This window comes from Streptomyces sp. AN091965 (genome assembly GCF_022698285.1).
In the GTDB taxonomy this organism is placed as follows: Bacteria; Actinomycetota; Actinomycetes; order Streptomycetales; family Streptomycetaceae; genus Streptomyces.
In genome coordinates, this window is sequence record NZ_JALDMY010000001.1 from 209791 (window position 1) to 229128 (window position 19338).

At 70.3% G+C, this 19338-nt stretch carries 2 protein-coding genes; both read left to right on the forward strand.

The window, feature by feature from the left end; genetic code table 11:
* Window positions 1-365 precede the first annotated feature (365 nt).
* Window positions 366-17864, forward strand: coding sequence for a non-ribosomal peptide synthetase (locus tag MQV74_RS00885; RefSeq protein WP_242714062.1), 17499 nt, complete (start codon window positions 366-368; stop codon window positions 17862-17864).
* Window positions 17865-18013: 149 nt separating this feature from the next.
* A complete protein-coding gene (locus MQV74_RS41055; RefSeq protein ID WP_242714063.1) occupies window positions 18014-19243 on the forward strand; it encodes a cytochrome P450 in 1230 nt (409 codons plus the stop codon).
* Window positions 19244-19338: the final 95 nt, after the last annotated feature.

The following is a 19338-nucleotide window of genomic DNA, read 5'->3' on the forward strand; positions in this document are numbered from 1 at the left end:
TCCCGTTGACGGGACAGAGGTACCTTGAACCGACAGGCCCAGCGTCTCGACAGGGCTGTCCGTAAAAGCGTCAGGCTCCCTCGGAGAATCTCAACAGCGGTCTCCACGCTCGCGCGCCATGCTTCTGCATGATCGACCCGACCGTGGCGAAGTCAAATCCCTCCCCGCCGAGAACGACTGCCGAGTTCGAACGACAACCACTCCGTCGACGGCGGGCCGACGCGCCGAGCAAGGCGAAATCGCACGCCCGGAAATTCGTCCAGCGGTATTCGCACCCGACGACACGGGGAGTCGACGCGCACGGTCACGGGCGCGTCGGCGGCAATTCAGTCCCTTCTGCGCACGATGAAGAGGAGTACCACGTCATGATCCCGTTGTCCTTCGCGCAGCAGCGGCTGTGGTTCATCGACAAGTTCGAGGGGCCGTCCCCGATGTACAACGTGCCCTTCCTTGTTCAGCTCACAGGCGCGCTGGATACAGAGGCACTCGCGGCGGCGGTCCGTGACGTGGTGACCCGGCACGAGAGTCTGCGCACCCTGATCGTGGAGGATGCCGACGGCGCGCCCGGGCAGCAGGTGCTCCCCGCTGAGCAGGTCCGCCTTGACATCCCGCTGGTCGAGGTGGCCGCGCAGGATCTGGACGCGGCAGTGCGGGAGGCCGCCAACTACACGATCACGCTGTCCGAGGAGATACCTGTCCGCGCCACCCTCTTCCGCACGGGCGCCCAGGACCACCAGCTCCTGATCCTGATCCACCACATCGCCAGCGACGGGGAGTCCGTGGGCCCGCTCGCCCGTGACCTGACCACCGCCTACACCGCCCGCGTCCGGGGCGACCGGCCGGACTGGCCCGAACTGCCTGTCCAGTACATCGACTACACGCTGTGGCAACGGGAGCACCTCGGCGACGAGAACGATCCCAGCAGCGTCCTGTCCACACAGCTCGACTACTGGAGCCAGGAACTGTCCGGCATACCGCAGCCGAAACTCTTACCCACCGATCGTCCGCGGCCGTCGAAGGCCAGCCACAAGGGTGACACCGTCGTCTTCACGGCCGACGCCGATCTCGTGGCCGCCGTCGACGCGGTGGGCAACCAGCGCGGTCTGACGCGCGCGATGATGATGCAGTCGACCCTCGCCATGCTGCTGCACCACCTCGGTGCCGGTGAGGACGTCTCCATCGGCTCGACCGTCGCGGGCCGTACCGACAGTGCGCTCAACGACCTGGTGGGCTTCTTCGTCAACACCTGGGTGCTGCGTACCGATCTGTCGGGCAACCCGACCTTCGAGCAGGTGCTCGACCGTGTCCAGGACAAGGCGCTCGGCGCCTACGAGAACCAGGACGTGCCCTTCGAGCGCCTCGTCGAGGCCCTGAACCCGGAGCGCTCCACCGCCTATCACCCGTTCTTCCAGGTGATGTTCAGCTGGCAGAGAACCGCTCTGATGGAGATGGACCTGCCGGGCGTGACGGTGGCGCTGAAGGCGATCGCCAACGAGACGTCGAAGTTTGATCTGGAGTTCGACTTCGCCTCCGATGAGCAGGGCCGTGTGCACTGCACCCTGGAGTACGCCACCGATCTCTTCGACCGGGCCACGGTTGAGGCCATGGGGGAGCGTTTCCTGCGGATCCTGCGGGCCCTGGCGGCCGACCCCGGCAGCCGGATCGGTTCCGTGGACGTGCTGTCCGCCGGCGAGAAGACTGTGTTCTCCGGGCGTAACGAGACCGCGGAGGCGACCCCCGAGGGCACCGTCGCGCAGCTCTTCGAGCGGCGTGCCGTGCTGATCCCGGACGCGATCGCCGTCACGACCGATGCGCAGGACCTGTCGTACCGGGAGCTGGATGAGCGTGCCAACCGTCTGGCGCGTGAGCTGATCCGGCGCGGTGCGGGCCCTGAGACGCTCATCGGCCTCGCGGTGCCGCGTACCGCGGATCTGGTGACGTCGCTGCTGGGTATTCTCAAGTCCGGTGCGGCGTATGTGCCGATCGACCCGCGTTACCCCAGTGCCCGTCTGGGTCACATCCTGGCCGAGGCCCGGCCGCAGCTGATCCTGACCGATTCCGCAACGGAGTCGGTGCTGCCTGCGGGTGATGCCCCCCTGCTCCGGCTTGATGAGCTGGATCTGGAGAGCGGCGCGGCGGACACCCCTGAGGTGGGTCTGTATCCGCACAACACCGCGTTTGTGATGTACACGTCTGGTTCGACGGGCAAGCCCAAGGGTGTCGCGGTCACCCACGTCGGCGTGGTGAACGGTGTGACGCGTCTGGCCGCGGTGGTGGGCCTGGAGTCCGGTTCGCGGATCCTGGCGGGCACGTCGGTGAACTTCGACGTGTCGGTATTCGAGATCATCACGACGCTGTCGGTGGGCGGCACGGTTGAGGTGGTGCGTGACGCGCTGGTGGTCGCCGAGCGCGGTGGCTGGAGCGGCAGTGTGATCAGCTCGGTTCCGTCGGTCTTCGCCGAGCTCCTGGACCAGGTGGGCGGGAAGATCCAGGCGGATGCGGTGGTCTTCGGCGGCGAGGCCCTGTCCGCCTCCCTGGTGGCGCGGGCCCGGGAGGCGATCCCGGGCGTGCGCGTGATCAACCCCTACGGGCAGACCGAGTCGTTCTACGCGACCGCCTTCCAGGCCGAGGAGGGCTGGAGCGGTTCGGCCGGGGCGCCGATTGGTGTGCCGCTGGGCAACATGCGCACCTACGTCCTGGGCGCGGGCCTGAAGCCGGTGCCCCCGGGCGTCGTGGGTGAGCTGTACGTGGCGGGCGAGGTGGCCCGCGGCTACTTCGGCCAGGCCGTCCTTTCCGCTGAGCGGTTCGTCGCCGACCCCTACGGTCCCGTCGGTCATCGCATGTACCGCACGGGTGACCTGGCGCGCTGGAACGCCGATGGTCAGCTGGAGTACGCGGGCCGTGATGATGCGCAGGTCAAGGTGCGCGGCTTCCGTATCGAGCCGGGTGAGGTGGAGGCGGCGCTGACCGCCCACCCCGGTGTCGCGAAGGCCGCCGTGGTCACCCGCCAGCACCAGGGCAGCACCCAGCTGGTGGGGTATGTGGTGGCCGCGCAGCTGTGGGAGTCCGGCGAGGTGGCCAACGTCGGCGACATCGACGTCGACCTCACCGCGGCCGTGTCTTCGCGGGAGCTGCGCAGGTTCGTCTCCGACCGGCTGCCGGAGTTCATGGTGCCGTCGGTGTTCGTGATGCTCGACCGGCTGCCGCTGGACCCGAACGGCAAGCTGGACCGCCGGGCGTTGCCGGAGCCGGAGTTCACCGGCAGTGACTACCGGACGCCGCGCAACGCGGTGGAGGAGGTCCTGGCCGGGGTCTACGCCGACGTGCTCGGCCTGGAGCGGGTGGGTATCGACGACGACTTCTTCGCTGTCGGTGGTGATTCCATCCGCTCGATCCAGGTGGTCGCGCGGGCCCGGAGCCGGGGTGTGGAGGTCACGCCGCGGCAGATCTTCGAGGCGCGCACGGTCGCGGAGCTGGCCGAGCAGGCCGCCAGCGGCGTCCAGGCCGGTCCGGTCCTGGAAGAACTGGAGGGCGGCGGTACCGGTTTCGTGCCACACCTGCCGGTCGGCCACTGGCTGGACGAACTGGGCACCGGCGTCGACCGGTTCACCATGTCGATGACCGTCGACCTGCCCGCCGGCATGGACCAGCCCGCCCTCATCGCCACCCTCTCGCCGGTTCTGGACCGCCACGACGTGCTGCGCTCGCGCCTGGTCACCGGCGCGCAGCCGGGCCTTGAGGTGTCCGCGCCCGGCACGGTCGACGCCGCTTCCCTGATCCACCGGGTTGCCTGCGACGGCAGCTGGGGGCCGGGCTGGCACGAGCAGGCGGCTGCCGAACTGGATGCCGCCGCCGGCCTGCTGGCCGCCGAGGCCGGAGTCATGGCCCGGTTCGTATGGTTCGACGCCGGCACGGAACACACCGGACGACTGATCCTCGTCCTGCACCACCTCGTCGTCGACGGCGTTTCCTGGAGCATCCTGCTCCCTGACCTCGCCGCCGCGTGGAAGGACGTCCGCGAGGGCCGCACCCCGGACCTCGCGCCGGTAGGTACCTCCGCACGGCGCTGGGCGCACGCCCTGGCCGACGAGGCCGCCTCCGCCGAGCGCGGCGCGGAGCTCTCCCTGTGGCGCTCGATCGTCGCCGGACCCGACCCGGTCCTCGGCAGCCGCCCCCTGGACCCGGCCGTCGACACCATTGCGACCATCGAGTACGTCCACCAGGAGCTGTCGCCCCAGGCCACCGAGGCGCTCCTGACGAGCCTGCCCGCCGCCTACCGCGGTGGTGTCAACGACGGTCTGCTCGCCGCGCTCGCCCTGGCGGTGGCCAAGTGGCGCACCCAGCGCGGCATCGACGAGACGGCCGCGAACTCGCTGCTGCTGCGCATGGAAGGCCACGGCCGCGAGGAGGCCGCCGCTCCGGGCGCTGACCTGTCGCGGACGGTGGGCTGGTTCACCAGCATGTACCCCGTCCGCCTGAATGTGACGGGCGTCGACCTGGACGAGGCCCTCGCGGGCGGCGCCGCCGCGGGCACCGCCGTCAAGGCCGTCAAGGAGCAGCTGCTGGCGGTGCCGGACAAGGGCATCGGCTACGGCCTGCTGCGCTACCTCAACCCGGAGACCGCCGAGGTCCTCAAGCGCTACTCCACCGGCCAGATCTCCTTCAACTACCTGGGCCACTACGCCGGTTCGGCGAACATGCCGGAGGACCTGCGGGGCCTCGGCTTCACCCAGGTCGAGGGCACCACCGAGCTGGTGGCCGAGCTCGACGCCGCCATGCCCGCCCTCGCCGCGCTCAACGTCACCGCCTACGTCGCCGACAGCGGGCAGGGGCCGCGCCTGAGCGCCCGGCTCGACTACCCCTCCGGCCTGTTCACCCAGGCCGAGGTGACCGAACTCGCCGACCTGTGGCACACCGCCCTCGAAGGCCTCGCGCAGCATGCCGGGCAGCCCACCGCGTGCGGCCTGACTCCGTCCGATGTGCCGCTGGTAAGGGTGGGCCAGGCAGAGCTGGACACCTGGCAGGAGACGCACGCGGGCCTGACCGACGTACTGCCGCTGACCGCGATGCAGGAAGGTCTGCTGTTCCACACAGAGCTGGCCGGCGCCTCCTTCGACACCTACCAGATGCAGTTCGACTTCCACCTCGCCGGCGCCGTCGAGCCGCAGCGGATGCGGGCGGCCGGACAGGCCCTCCTGGACCGCTACCCCAACCTGCGGGCCGCGTTCACCACCGACAGCGCGGGCGACCGCGTCCAAATCATCCAGAGCCACGTCGAACTCCCCTGGCACGAGGAGGACCTGAGCTCCTTCGACGGGGAGGAGCGCACGGAGCGGCTGGGGCAGTTCCTGGCCGCCGAGCACAAAACCCGCTTCGAGGCGGCCACGGCCCCGCTGCTGCGGATGTCCCTGGTCAAGCTGTCGGCCGAGGCGTGGGAGCTGGTCTTCACCGCCCACCACGCCCTGTTCGACGGCTGGTCCATCCCGCTGCTCATGCAGGACCTGATGCGCCTGTACGGCTCGGCGGGCGATGCCACGGACCTGGGCAAGCCGCGCAACTACCGTGACTTCCTGGCCTGGCTCTCCCGCCAGGACAAGGACGCCACCACCCAGGCCTGGGCACGCGAACTGGACGGCGTGGACGAGCCCACCCTGCTGCTGCCCGTCACCTCCGACGAACCGGGCCAGTCCACCGGCGCCGGCCAGATCGACGTCCCCCTCACCGCCGAGCAGTCCCGCACCCTCTCCCGCCGCGCCAGCGAACTGGGCGTGACCCTCAACACCGTCGTCCAGGGCGCCTGGGCGATGCTCCTGGCCGGTCTGACCAACCGTCAGGACGTGGTGTTCGGCGCCACCGTCTCCGGCCGCCCCCCGCAGGTCGCGGGCGTGGACGAGATGGTGGGCCTGTTCATCAACACCCTCCCGGTGCGGGTGGACTGCGCCCCCGGCACCTCGCTTGGCAGCGTCCTGAGCACGCTCCAGGACCGCCAGGGCGCCCTCCTCGATCATCACCACCACAGCCTGCTCGACCTGCACCAGAGCACCGGCCTGCGGGCCCTGTTCGACACCATGGTGGTCTTCGAGTCCTACCCCATCGACAGCGCCGGCCTGTCCGAGGCGTACTCCGCCGCGGGGATCTCGGTGACCGGCATCAGCCCGCTCAGCGGCACCCACTACCCCCTGACCGTCATCGCGGTCGCCGAGCCGCACCTGAAGGTCACCCTCCAGCACCAGCACCACCTCCTCGACACCGAACACGCCCGCGACATCTCCGTACGCCTGGGCCGCGTCCTGGCCCAGCTGGCGGAGGACCCCCGCGCCCCGTTCGGCTCGATCGACCTGCTGGAGCCGGCCGAGCGCGAGCAGCTGCTCGTCGCGGTCAACGACACGGCCGCCGAGACGCCCGAGCTGACCATCCCCGGCCTGTTCGAGCGGCAGGTCGCCGCGGTGCCGGACAAGACCGCGGTGACCTACGGCGACGTGGCCTACACCTACGCCGAGCTGGACGCGCGCTCCAGCCGCCTCGCCCGCGAGCTGGCCAACCGCGGCGTCGGCCCGGAGACCGTGGTGGGCCTCGCCCTGCCGCGCTCCGCCGACCTCGTCACCGGCATGCTCGCCATCCTCAAGGCCGGCGGCGCGTACCTGCCGATCGACCCGAAGTACCCGAGCACACGCCTCGACTTCATCCTCTCCGACACCCGCCCGACGCTGATCCTGACCGACGCGGACACCGTGGGGGTACTGCCGGAGACTGACGCGCCGCTGCTGCTCCTGGGCGATGTGGACCTCGAACGGGGCGCCGGGGGCGAGGAGGTGGGGGTCGTCCGCCCGCACAACGCGGCGTACGTGATGTATACCTCCGGCTCCACCGGCACCCCCAAGGGCGTAGTGATCAGCCACGCGAACGTGGTCAACGTCGTACTACGCCTCGTCGAGCGGGTCGGCATCAGCTCCGAGACCCGGATGTTCGCCAGCGCCTCGGTCAACTTCGACATCTCGGTCTTCGAGGTCGTCACCACCCTCGCGCAGGGCGGCACCATGGAAGTGGTCCGCGACGCCCTGGTCCTGGCCGAGCGCCAGGAAGTGACAGCGAGCGTCATCCACACAGTGCCCTCCGTCTTCGCCGAGCTGGGCGAGCGCCTGCCCGCCATGACCGGCCTGGAGACCGTCGTCTTCGCCGGTGAGGCACTGCCCGCCACACTCGTGCACCGCATCCGCGAGACCCTGCCCGACGTGCGCGTCGTCAACGCCTACGGCCAGACCGAGTCCTTCTACGCCACCACCTTCGCCATCGAAGCGGGCGCCGAGTGGCAGGCCGCCGACAACACCCCCGTCGGCACCCCGCTGGGCAACATGCGCACCTACATCCTCGGTGCGGGCCTCGCGCCCCTGCCGCCGGGCGTGGTCGGCGAGCTGTACGTCGCGGGCAACATCGCCCGCGGCTACTACGGCCAGGCCGAACTGACCGCCGAACGCTTCGTCGCCGACCCCTACGGCCCCGCCGGCGCACGCATGTACCGCACCGGCGACCTCGGCCGCTGGAACACCGACGGGCAGATCGAGTACGTCGGCCGCCAGGACGACCAGATCAAGATCCGCGGCGTGCGCGTCGAGCCCGCCGAGATCGAGGCCGCCCTGGCCACCCACCCGGCCGTCGGCCAGGCCGTCGTGGTCCCGCACGACGGACCGGGCGACAAGCAACTGGTCGCCTACGTGGTCCCCGACCTGGACGGCACCGCCTACATCGAGGAGTCCGCCAAGCAGGTCGACGAGTGGGAGCAGATCTACGACGAGGTCTACTCCGCCACCGGCACCGAGTGGGGCGAGGACTTCACCGGCTGGAACTCCAGCTACACCGGCGAGGAAATCCCGCTGGACGAGATGCGCGACTGGCGCGACGCCGCGGTGGCACAGATCCTGCGCACCGGCCCGCGCCGCATCCTCGAACTCGGCGTCGGCTCCGGCCTGCTCATGGGCCACCTCCTCAACGACCAGAACATCGAGGAGTACTGGGCCACCGACCTGTCCTCGCAGGTCATCGGCCGCCTCACCCAGGAAGTCGAGCAGGCCGGGTTCGCCGACAAGGTCGCCCTGTCCCATCGGCGTGCCGATGACATGACCGGGCTTCCGGTCGGCCACTTCGACGTTGTGGTTCTCAACTCGGTGATCCAGTACTTCCCGCACGCCCGCTACCTCGACCACGTACTCGCCAAGGCCCTGGACCTGCTCGCGCCCGGCGGCCGCATCGTGGTCGGTGACGTCCGCAACGCCGCCACCCTGCACCTGTTCAGCACCGGAGTTCACCTCGCCAAGCAGCCCGGTACCGCCCCCTCGGAGGCGCGCGCGACCATCGAACGTGCGGTGCTCACGGAGTCGGAGCTGGTCCTTGACCCCGAGTGGTTCCACCAGTTCGGCGAGAAGCACGGCGCGGCCGCGGTCGACATCCGCCTCAAGCCGGGCCAAGCCCACAACGAGCTGACCCGCCACCGCTACGAGGTCGTCCTGCACAAGGACCCGGTCGACACGGTGGACCTGGCCGAGGTGCCGACGCTGGTCTGGGGCCGTGAGACGGACACGCTGACCGGCCTTGCCGAACTGTGTGCCGCGCAGGACGGACCCGTGCGGGTCAGGGGCCTCCCCAACGCCCGTCTCACCAGCGAACTGCGCCTGGCCGTGGCGGCCCAGGTGACCGAAGCCCCCGCCTTCCCAGGTACGGCGGTGGACCCGCAAGAGCTGCACGAGTGGGCGGTCGGGCGCGGCTGGGGCGTCCTGATGACCTGGTCCGCGCTGTCGGCGGAGAGCTTCGAGGCGATCGTCCTCACGGACGGCCCGTCGGCGGCACGGCAGTTCTCCGGTGCCTACATGCCCTCCGGCCGCGCCGACCGCGCGCTCGCCAACGCCCCCGCTGCTGCCGGGCAGATCGGCTCGCTGGTCGCCTCGCTGCGGGACTATCTGAAGCAGCGGCTGCCCACGCATCTGGTGCCTGCCGCCGTCGTGGCGATCGCCACGATGCCGCTGACCGACAACGGCAAGCTGGACCGCCAAGCGCTGCCTGCCCCCGACTTCACCGGATCGGCCACCGGGCGAGCGGCGAGCACCGCGCAGGAAGAGCTGCTGTGCGACCTGTTCGCCGAGGTCCTGGACCTGGAGCGGGTCAGTGTCGACGACAACTTCTTCGACCTGGGCGGCCACTCGCTGCTCGCCACCAAGCTCATCAGCCGCATTCGCGCCACCCTCGGCGCCGAGGTCGAGCTGCGTACGCTGTTCGAGCATCCGACGGTGGCCGGCATCGCTCCGCACCTGGACGGGAACGCCGGTGTCCGGGCAGCCCTGGTACCCGTCACCGAACGGCCCGAGCGACTTCCGCTGTCGTTCGCCCAGCAGCGGCTGTGGTTCCTGCACAAGTTCGAAGGCCTGTCAGCGACGTACAACATGCCGTTCATCCTGCGGCTGAGCGGCGAGCTGGACGTGACGGCGCTGGAGGCGTCCCTCAACGACGTCATCACCCGTCACGAGTCACTGCGCACCGTCTACCCGGATTTCGGCGGCAAGCCGTACCAGGACGTCCTCCGGCCGGAGCAGGCCCGCGTCGGCCTGACCGTGCGGCAGGTGCGGGGCGAGGAGGCGCTGCGGGCGGCCGTTGACGCCGCGGCTCGGCACACCTTCGACCTGGCGCGCGAAGTACCGCTGAGGGCATGGCTGTTCATCACCGGACCCTCCGAGTTCACGCTGGCGATGGTGATCCATCACATCGCCGCTGACGGCTGGTCTGCCGCGCCGCTGGCCCAGGACCTTGCCGCCGCCTACACGGCCCGCGCCCAGGGGGCGGTGCCCGAATGGACACCGCTGCCGGTGCAGTACGCGGACTACACCATGTGGCAACGCGAGCTGCTCGGCGACGAGAGCGACCCGGACAGCCTGTACAGCAAGCAGTGCGCCTACTGGGCCGAGCAGCTGGCCGGGCTGCCCGAGCAGGTGACGATCCCCAGCGACCGGGCACGCCCCGTGGTGCTGGAGTACAAGGGCGACCTGTTGCGGTGCACCCTGGGAGCGGAGGTCCACAAGGGTGTGAGCGAGCTGGCCCGGGCCTTGGGCGCGACGCCGTTCATGGTGCTGCAGGCGACCATGGCCGCGCTGCTGACGCGGCTCGGTGCGGGCACGGACATCGCGATCGGCAGCGGTGTCGCGGGCCGCACCGACGACGGCCTCAGGGATCTCATCGGCCTGTTCGTCAACACCTGGGTGATGCGTACCGACACCTCGAAGGACCCGACGTTCGCCGAGCTGATCACGCAGGTCCGCAAGTCGAGCCTGGCCGCCTACTCCCACCAGGACATTCCGTTCGAGTCCCTGGTGGAGAAGCTCAACCCCGAGCGCTCCGCGTCCGTCCATCCGCTGTTCCAGATCGCCTTGTTCCTGCAGAACAACGAGGAGGCGGACTTCGAGCTGCCCGGCCTCGTGGTGCGCGAGGAGGGCGTAGGTACCGGGACGGCCCGCTACGACCTGCTGCTGAGCCTGAGTGAGACGTTCACCGACCGCACCACGCCTGCGGGCATCCAGATCGCGGCGGAGTACTCCACCGAGCTGTTCGACGGCGCCACGATCGAGACGCTGATCACCCGCTGGGAGCAGATGCTGATCGCCGCCTTCACCACACCCTCGCACCGCATCAGCTACGCCGACCTGCTCACCGTCGACGAGCGGCGCGAGCTGCTGCTCGCCGAACAGCGGCAGGTCGAACAGAGCGTGGCGACCGCCACGTTCCCGGCCCTGTTCCGGGCCTGCCTGGAGCAGTCGCCGGAGGCCCTGGCTGTGGAGTCGGCCGACGATGCCTGGACATACGAAGAGCTGAACCTGCGGGCGAACCGCATCGCGCACTGGCTGATCGCCCGCGGCATCGGGCCCGAGCAGCCGGTCGGTGTGTCCCTGCCCCGCAGCGCCCACCAGGTGGCGGTGGCGCTCGGTGTCCTCAAGGCAGGGGCGGCGTATCTGCCGATCGCCTTGGAATACCCGGCCGACCGCATCGCCTTCATGGTGGGCGACTCGCGCGCCACCGTGGTCTTCACCACCCAGTCGACCGCAGATGAGCTGCCCGCTGACCTGCCCGCCGACCTCGTCGCCATCGACGCAGAGGACGTCAGGCGGGCCTGGCAGGACATGCCGGAGACCGACCCGGTCACCACTCTGGTCCCGGAACACCCGGCGTACGTCATCTACACCTCGGGCTCAACCGGACGTCCCAAGGGCGTCAGCGTCACGCACACCGGTCTGGCCGCCCTGGCCGCCATGTCCGTCGAGCACCTCGGTGTCGACGTGGGCTCCCGCCTCCTGCAGCAGGCGTCGCCGGGCTTCGACGTGGCCTTCTGGGAGCTGGTGATGGCTCTCACCACGAGCGCGACTCTGATCGTGCCCGACCAGGAGCGCCTGGCCGGTGAGGATCTCGCGCAGACCCTGGCCACCCGTGGCGTCACCCATGTCACCGCGCCGCCCAGCGTCGTCGCCACCATGCCTGCCGACACCCCGAGCACCCTCACCAGTCTGCGGGTACTTGCGGTGGCCGGTGAGGCATGCCCGCCCGCGCTGGTGGCCCAATGGGCCCCAGGCCGCCGTTTCATCAACGCCTACGGCCCCACCGAGACCACAGTCATCATTGCCGTCAGCACCCCCCTCGCCCCTGGGCGCGCGCCCATCGGTACGGCTGTCCCCGATACCCGCCTGTACGTGCTCGACGAGCGGTTGGTGCCGGTCCCGCCGGGCTCTCCCGGCGAACTGTACGCGGCGGGCCCCAGTCTGGCCCGCGGCTATGTGCACCGCCCCGGCCTGACCGCCGGCGCCTTCGTGGCCGACCCGTACGGCCCGGCGGGCTCGCGCATGTACCGCACTGGCGACGTGGTGCGACGCGGCAACGACGGCCAGCTCGAATACCTCGGCCGCAGCGACGACCAGATCAAGGTCCGCGGCTTCCGCATCGAGCCCGCCGAGATCGAAACCGTGCTGGCCAAGCACCCTGGCGTGGCCCAGGCCGTCCTCCTGACCCGCACTCTGCGCGGCAGCACCCAGCTCGTCGGCTATGTGGTGCCCACCGGCAACCGGAACACGGACGCCCGCGATGGCTTCGACCTGACCACGGGCGTGTCCCCGGACGAACTGCGGAAGTTCGCCGCCCGGCGACTGCCGGAGTTCATGGTGCCGTCGATGTTCGTCCTCGTCGACGAGCTGCCGCTGACCGCGAACGGCAAGCTGGACAAGTCCGCCCTGCCCGAGCCGCAGTTCACCAAGAGTGAGTACCGTGCCCCGCGCACAGCCCAGGAACAGGTCATCGCCGCGGCCTTCGCCGAGGTCCTCGGCGTCGAACAGGTCGGTGTCGACGACGACTTCTTCGCCGTCGGCGGCGACAGCATCCGCTCCATCCAGGTCGTCTCCCGCGCCAAGGCGCACGGCATCCGCATCACCCCGCGACAGATCTTCCAACACCGCACAGTCGCCGAGCTGGCCGCGTCCCTGCAGACCGGCGAGCAGCCGACGCCAGTCCTCAAGGAGCTGGCGGGCGGCGGCGTCGGATGGATGCCGCTGCTCCCGATCGCCCGCTACATCACCGAACTGGGCGGCGGCTACGACCGGTTCGCCATGTCGATGGTGCTCGATCTGCCGACGGGCATCGACGCGCGCGGCCTGACAGCGACCCTGTCGGTGGTCCTCGACCACCACGACGCGCTGCGCTCGCGCTTGGTGGCGGGCACGGAGCCGGGCCTTGAGGTCTCCGCACCCGGCACGGTCGACGCCGCCGCGCTCATCCGCCGTGTCCCGTGCGACGGCACCTGGGACCAGGGCGACTGGCGAGATCTGGCAGCGGCCGAACTCAACCTTTCGGTTGCCGAGCTGAACCCGACGGCCGGGAGGGTGGCCTGCTTCGTCTGGTTCGACGCGGGCCCCGAGACCGCGGGCCGACTGATCGTCGTGCTGCACCACCTGGTGGTCGACGGGGTGTCCTGGCGGATCCTCGTCCCGGACTTCGCCGAGGCGTGGGAGCAGGTCCGTCAAGGCGGGGTGCCCGAGCTCGCTCCGGTCGCCACCTCGGCACGCCAGTGGGCGCACACGCTGGCCGAGGAGGCGGCGCGACCGGAGCGGGTGGCGGAGCTGGAGCTGTGGCGCTCGGTGGTCGAAACACCGGACCCGGTCATCGGCTCGCGGGCGTTCGATCCTGCCGTCGACCTGCGCTCCACCGTGGAGAAGGTGCGGATCGAGCTGGAGGTGGCCACCACCGACACGCTCTTGACGACGTTGCCCGCCGCGTTCCACGGCGGTGTCAACGACGGGCTGTTGACCGGACTGGCCCTCGCGGTGGCCAAGTGGCGCGAGCGGCGCGGCCTGGACGAGTCCTCGGTGCTCCTGCGCCTGGAGGGGCACGGCCGTGAGGAGGCGGCGGCGCCGGGTGCGGATCTGTCGCGCACGGTCGGCTGGTTCACCACCATGTTCCCGGTGCGCCTGGACGTCGACGGCTTCGACGTCGACGAGGCCGTCGCGGGCGGCCGCTCCGCGGGCCACGCCATCAAGGCCGTCAAGGAGCAGCTCAACGCCATCCCCGACAAGGGCATCGGCTACGGCCTGCTGCGCCACCTCAACCCGGAGACCGCCGAGGCCCTGGAGACGTACGACAGCGGGCAGATCACCTTCAACTACCTGGGCCGGATCACGGCGGACACCAAGCAGCAGGGTCCGGGCGGAACCGGCTGGACGATCGCGGCGGACACGGAGGGTTTGGCGGCGGACCTGGACGCGGACATGCCCGCCCTGGCCACCATGGAGGTCAACTGCTACGTCCTCGACGGCGAGGAGGGCCCGCGGCTCAGCGCCGACATCGGTTTCCCCACCGGTCTGCTCACCGCGGACGAGGCGCAGGAGTTCGCGGACCTGTGGCGGACGGCCCTTGAGGGCCTGGCCCGGCACGCGGCCGTGCCCGGCGCGGGCGGTCTGACCCCGTCGGACGTGCCGCTGGTCCAGGTGAGCCGACGCGACCTGGAGACATGGGAGGAGAATTACCCGGGGCTCACGGACGTGTGGCCGCTGACTCCGGCGCAGTCCGGCATCCTGTTCCACAGCATGATGGCGGAGCCGTCGTTCGACGCCTACCGGATCCAGGCCGTCCTCCACCTGTCCGGGACCGTGGACCCGGAGCGGCTGAGGGCCGCGGGCCAGGCCCTCCTCGGCCGGTACCCCAACCTGGGCACCGCCTTCGTGACCGGTGCGGCCGGTCAGCAGGTGCAGCTCGTCCTCGACCACGTCGAGCTGCCCTGGCGGGTCGTGGACCTGCGCGATCTGAGCGAGCACCTGCGGGACGAGGAACTGGAGCGGCTCCTCGGCGCGGACCACGCCGAGCACTTCGACCCGACCGTGCCGCCGATGATGCGCATGACCCTGGTCCAGATGGACGCGGAGCACTCGGAGCTGGTGTTCACCGTCAACCACGCCCTGTACGACGGCTGGTCGCTCTCGCACCTCATGCGGGACCTGATCCTCCTGTACGAGGCCGAGGGCGACGCCTCCGCGCTGCCGCACGTGCGCTCCTACCGCGACTTCCTGGCCTGGCTCGCGCGGCAGGACCACGAGGCGGCAGCCCGGGCCTGGGCCGATGAGCTGGAGGGGGTGACCGAGCCGACGATGCTGACCCGCGAGGCCACCCACGAACAGGACGGAGGTTTGGGTGAGTTCGAGATCCCGCTCGACGTGGCGACCGCCCGCGCCCTGTCCGGCCGGGCGCGCGAGCTGGGCATCACCCTCAACACCGTGCTCCAGGGCTCCTGGGGGATCCTCCTCGGCCACCTGACCGGGCGTCAGGACGTGGTCTTCGGCACCACCGTCACCGGCCGTCCGCCAGAACTCACGGGAGCCGACGACATGGTCGGCCTGTTCATCAGCAGCCTGCCGGTGCGCGTGCGGTACTCCGCCCGCGAGCCCCTGGCTCAGGTGCTCACTCGGCTCCAGAAGCACCAGACCGTGCTGATGGACCACCATCACCACAGCCTCAGCGAGATCCACGAATCGGTCGGCGTGGGCCCCCTGTACGACTCGATGGTGCTTCTCGAGTCCTTCCCGATCGACCGGGAGGGACTCACCGGGGCACAGACCTCGGCCGGTGTCGCCGTCACCGGGATCCGCATGCTCAGCGGCACCCATTACCCGCTGATGCTCGCCGGCACCGCCGATCCGTACCTACGGCTCGGTCTGCAGTACCGGGACGACCTGTTCACCGCCGATGAGATCGAGAAGATCGGCGTCCGGCTCGGGCGCGTACTCGATCAGTTAGCGGCCGATCCGCATGCTCCGCTGGCTCAGCTCGAGCTGGTGGACGAGGCCGAACAGGACGTGGTGCTGCGGCAGTTCAACGACACCGCGGCGGAGGTTCCGCAGCAGACGGCGATCCGTCTGGTGGAGGAGCAGGTCACGCGTACTCCGCAGGCCACCGCGGTCGTGCACGAGGACGAGCGGCTCACCTACGAGGAGGTGAACACGCGGGCCAACCGGCTGGCGAGGCACCTCGTCGAGCGGGGAATCGGCCCGGACACCCAGGTGGCCGTGGTCCTGCCGCGCACCCCGGAGCTGGTGGTGGCGATCCTGGCGGTCCTGAAGTCCGGTGCCGCCTACGTCCCGATCGACCCGGGCTACCCGGGCACCCGGCTGCAGCACATCCTGGACACGGCCGGGCCGCGTCTGGTGCTCACCGACACCACGGTGGCCGACGTCCTGCCCGAGCGGGTGACGGCCGAGCTGCTGCTGCTCGACCAGACCGACGTGTCCGCCTACCCCGGCACGGATGTGTCCGACGGCGAGCGGACAGGTGTGCTGCACCCGGACCACCTGCTGTACCAGATCTACACCTCCGGCTCGACGGGCCTGCCCAAGGGCGTGGGTCTGACCCACGCCAACCTGGTCAACGCCCTGCACGGCATGGCGGACCAGGTCGGTCTGGAAGCGGGCCCCAAGATGCTGGCGAGCACCTCGATCGGCTTCGACGTGGCGAGCTTCGAGCTGTTCTTCACCCTGACCCGGGGCGGCAGCGTCGAGGTGGTCCGCGACGTCCTCGCCCTGGCCGAGCGCGACAGCTGGGACCTGGACGTGGTCAGCTCGGTGCCCTCGGCCTTCGCCGAACTCGTCGACCAGCTCGGCGAGCGCGTCACGCCCAAGGCGCTGCTGTTCGGCGGCGAGGCCCTCACCCCGGCCCTGGTGGACCGCATCCGCGCCCAGTGGCCGGACGTGCGGATCGTCAACTGCTACGGGCCCAGCGAGGCGTTCTACGTCACCTCGCACGTCCTGGACAGCGAGGCCTCCTACACCGCCGGGGTGCCCATCGGGCGGCCGCTGAACAACCTGCGCGGCTACGTGCTCACCCCCGCCCTGACCCCGGTCGCCCAGGGCGCCGTCGGCGAGCTGTACATGGCTGGCGCGGGCGTGGGCCGCGGCTACCACGACCGCTCGGCACAGACCGCCGAGCGCTACCTGGCCGACCCCTACGGCCCGGCGGGCGGGCGCATGTACCGCACCGGCGACCTCGCCCGCTGGACCGAGGACGGGCACCTGGAATACCTCGGCCGCGCCGACTCCCAGGTCAAGATCCGCGGCTTCCGCATCGAACCCGGCGAGGTCGAGGCAGCCGTCGCGGCACACCCCCAGGTCGCCCAGGCCGCGGTGATCGCCCGCGCCACCGCGGGCAGCAAGCAACTGGTCGCCTACACCGTGCCCGCCGACGGCAGCGGCCCGGACACCGCGGACCTGCGCGCCTTCGTGGCCGAGCGCCTGCCCGAATACATGGTGCCCGCCGCTTTCGTCGCACTCGACCGCCTGCCGCTGTCACCCAACGGCAAGCTCGACCACCGGGCCCTGCCCGAGCCGGAGCTGGCGGGTCCTGACGCCTACCGGGCGCCCCGCACGCCCCAGGAGGAGGTCCTGGCGGGCCTGTTCGCCCAGGTCCTCGGTGTCGCCAAGGTCGGCATCGACGACAACTTCTTCGACCTCGGCGGCCACTCCCTGCGCGCCACCCGCCTGGTCAGCCGGATCGCGGCGGTCCTCATGATCGAGGTACCGATGCGGACGGTGTTCCAGGCGCCGACGGTCGCGCAGCTGGCCGAACGCCTCACGGCGGGCGGCGAGGAGGCAGGCCACACCGATCCGTTCGGGGTGGTGCTGCCGCTGAAGACGGGAGGCGACAAGGCGCCGGTCTGGTTCATCCACCCCGGGATCGGCCTGTCCTGGTCCTACCTGGGCATGGCGATGCAGCTCGGCGACCGGCCGTCCTACGCCATCCAGGCCCGCGGCTTCGACGGCTCCCCGATCCCGGAGAGCTTCGAGGCGATGGTCCTGGACTACGTGGAGCAGATCCTGGCCGTCCAGGAGGAGGGCCCGTACCACTTCGTCGGCCACTCCATGGGCGGCACCCTGTCCCACGCCGTCGCCGCCGAGCTGCAACAGCGGGGCCACGAGGTGCCGTTGGTCATGATTCTGGACGCCGCCCCCAGCAGCTGGTTCGCCCAGCAGAACGTGGTCCTCGACTCGTCGCAGGCGCGGGACTTCCTCCAGGGCTACCTGCCCGGCGGCCAGGAGGACGCCGAGCGCCAGGCCCTCATCACCAATGGCTCCTCCCTGATGGTCGAACACGCACGGCTGGTACGGGAGTTCGCGCAGCCCACCTACCGAGGCGACGTGGTGTTCTTCGACGCGACGCTCAGCCCGGAATCGTCGGCTGACCTCTGGGAGCCATACGTCCAGGGCCGTGTGTGGACGTACGACGTCGAGTCGTCGCACTTCGGCATGACGGCACCGAAACACGCGGCCGACATCTGCAAGGTCATCAACCGCTGTCTCGACGCCTAGGAGCCCGTGCGAGGCCGTGGCCGCAAGAGCGGCCGCCTCCGGCGCTAACCCCGCGTACTCCCGTTGAGGTCGGCCGGCGAACACACCGGCCGACCGGGGCCGCCGTCCTGTGGCCCCGACCCGTGCCCCCCAAGGAAGAGAGAAGCACCGTGTCGGAACAGTTCAGCAGGCTGACGAACGCGACCGTGAGCAACCCCGCGGAGTACGGGCCGCTGCGCGAGCAAGGCCCCCTCCTTCGGACCGTCATCGACGGTGCCGAGCTTCCGGTCTGGTTCGTCGTGGGCTTCGACGACTGCAAGGAGATCCTCCACGACTCCCGATTCATCCGGGACCAGTCCAAGCTGCCGGGTGCGGAGGGCCCGAGCCTGACGGACGAGATACTCAAGCAGGTCGGCATGCCCAGGGAGTACTTCAAGTACTTCGGTCTCCTCACCCTCTCCGACGGCGAGGAGCACACCCGGCTGCGCAACGTGGTCGCGCGCGCCTTCACGGCCCGCCGCGTCAACGCGCTGCGCGCCGGCCTGGAGAGGACGGCGTCGGACCTCCATGCCGCTCTGTCGGCGAAGGGGGAGGGTGATCTGATCTCGGAGCTCGGCTACCCACTCGCCACAGCCTCCATCTGCGAGCTCATGGGCATCGAGGAGGCCGACCGGCCGCAGCTCCAGGACTGGATCATGGAGCTGGCCACGTACGACCCCGAGAGGTTCGTCCCGGCCGTCCGCGGCATCGTGGAGTACTTTAAGGACCTCATCGCGCGCCGCCGCTCCGAGCCCACCGATGACCTGGTCTCCGTCCTGGTCAAGCCGGGCGGCATGGACCAGGATCTGCTGGTCGAGGACGTGATCATCTCGATCTCCCTGCTCCTGACCAACACGGGGATCGCGCCACCCGCGTACTTCCTCGGCCAGGCGGTCCTCAGCCTGCTCAGCCACCCCGACGAACTCGCCAGGCTGCGCACCCGTCCGGAGCTGCTGGCCAAGCACGCGGTCCCGGAGCTGTTCCGCTACGCCACGTCCGTGCCGACCGGCGGACCGCTCTACGCGGCCGAGGACTTCGAGTTCCGCGGCTGCCCCGTCAAGCGGGGGGACCCTGTCGTTCCCTCCCTGGTCGGCGTCAACCACGACCCGAAGCAGTTCAGCGACCCGCAGAGGCTCGACGTCGCCCGCGACCTCGGCCCCGGCATCGGCCACCTGGCCTTCGGCAGCGGCTCGCACTACTGCACCGGCGCAGGTCTCGCCGAGCTCGAGACGGAGATCGTCATCGACACGTTCCTGATCCAGAACCAGGGCATGGAGCTCGCGGTCGAGCCCGATCAGCTCCAGTACTTCGACCTGCCGGGCAAGGGCACCTTGCTCAGCAGCCTGCCGGTGCGCTTCTGACATCACCGACGCCTCGAACGCCCTACGGACAGCGAGGTCGTCCTGACTCCGCACCAGGGGTCCGGACGGCCTCGTCGCCGTGGCGGCCACGACGT

What these genes read in the sequence shown, in the direction of transcription:
- MQV74_RS00885 (WP_242714062.1), top strand. Translation starts at nt 366, where the DNA reads ATGATCCCGTTGTCCTTCGCGCAGCAGCGGCTGTGGTTCATCGACAAG.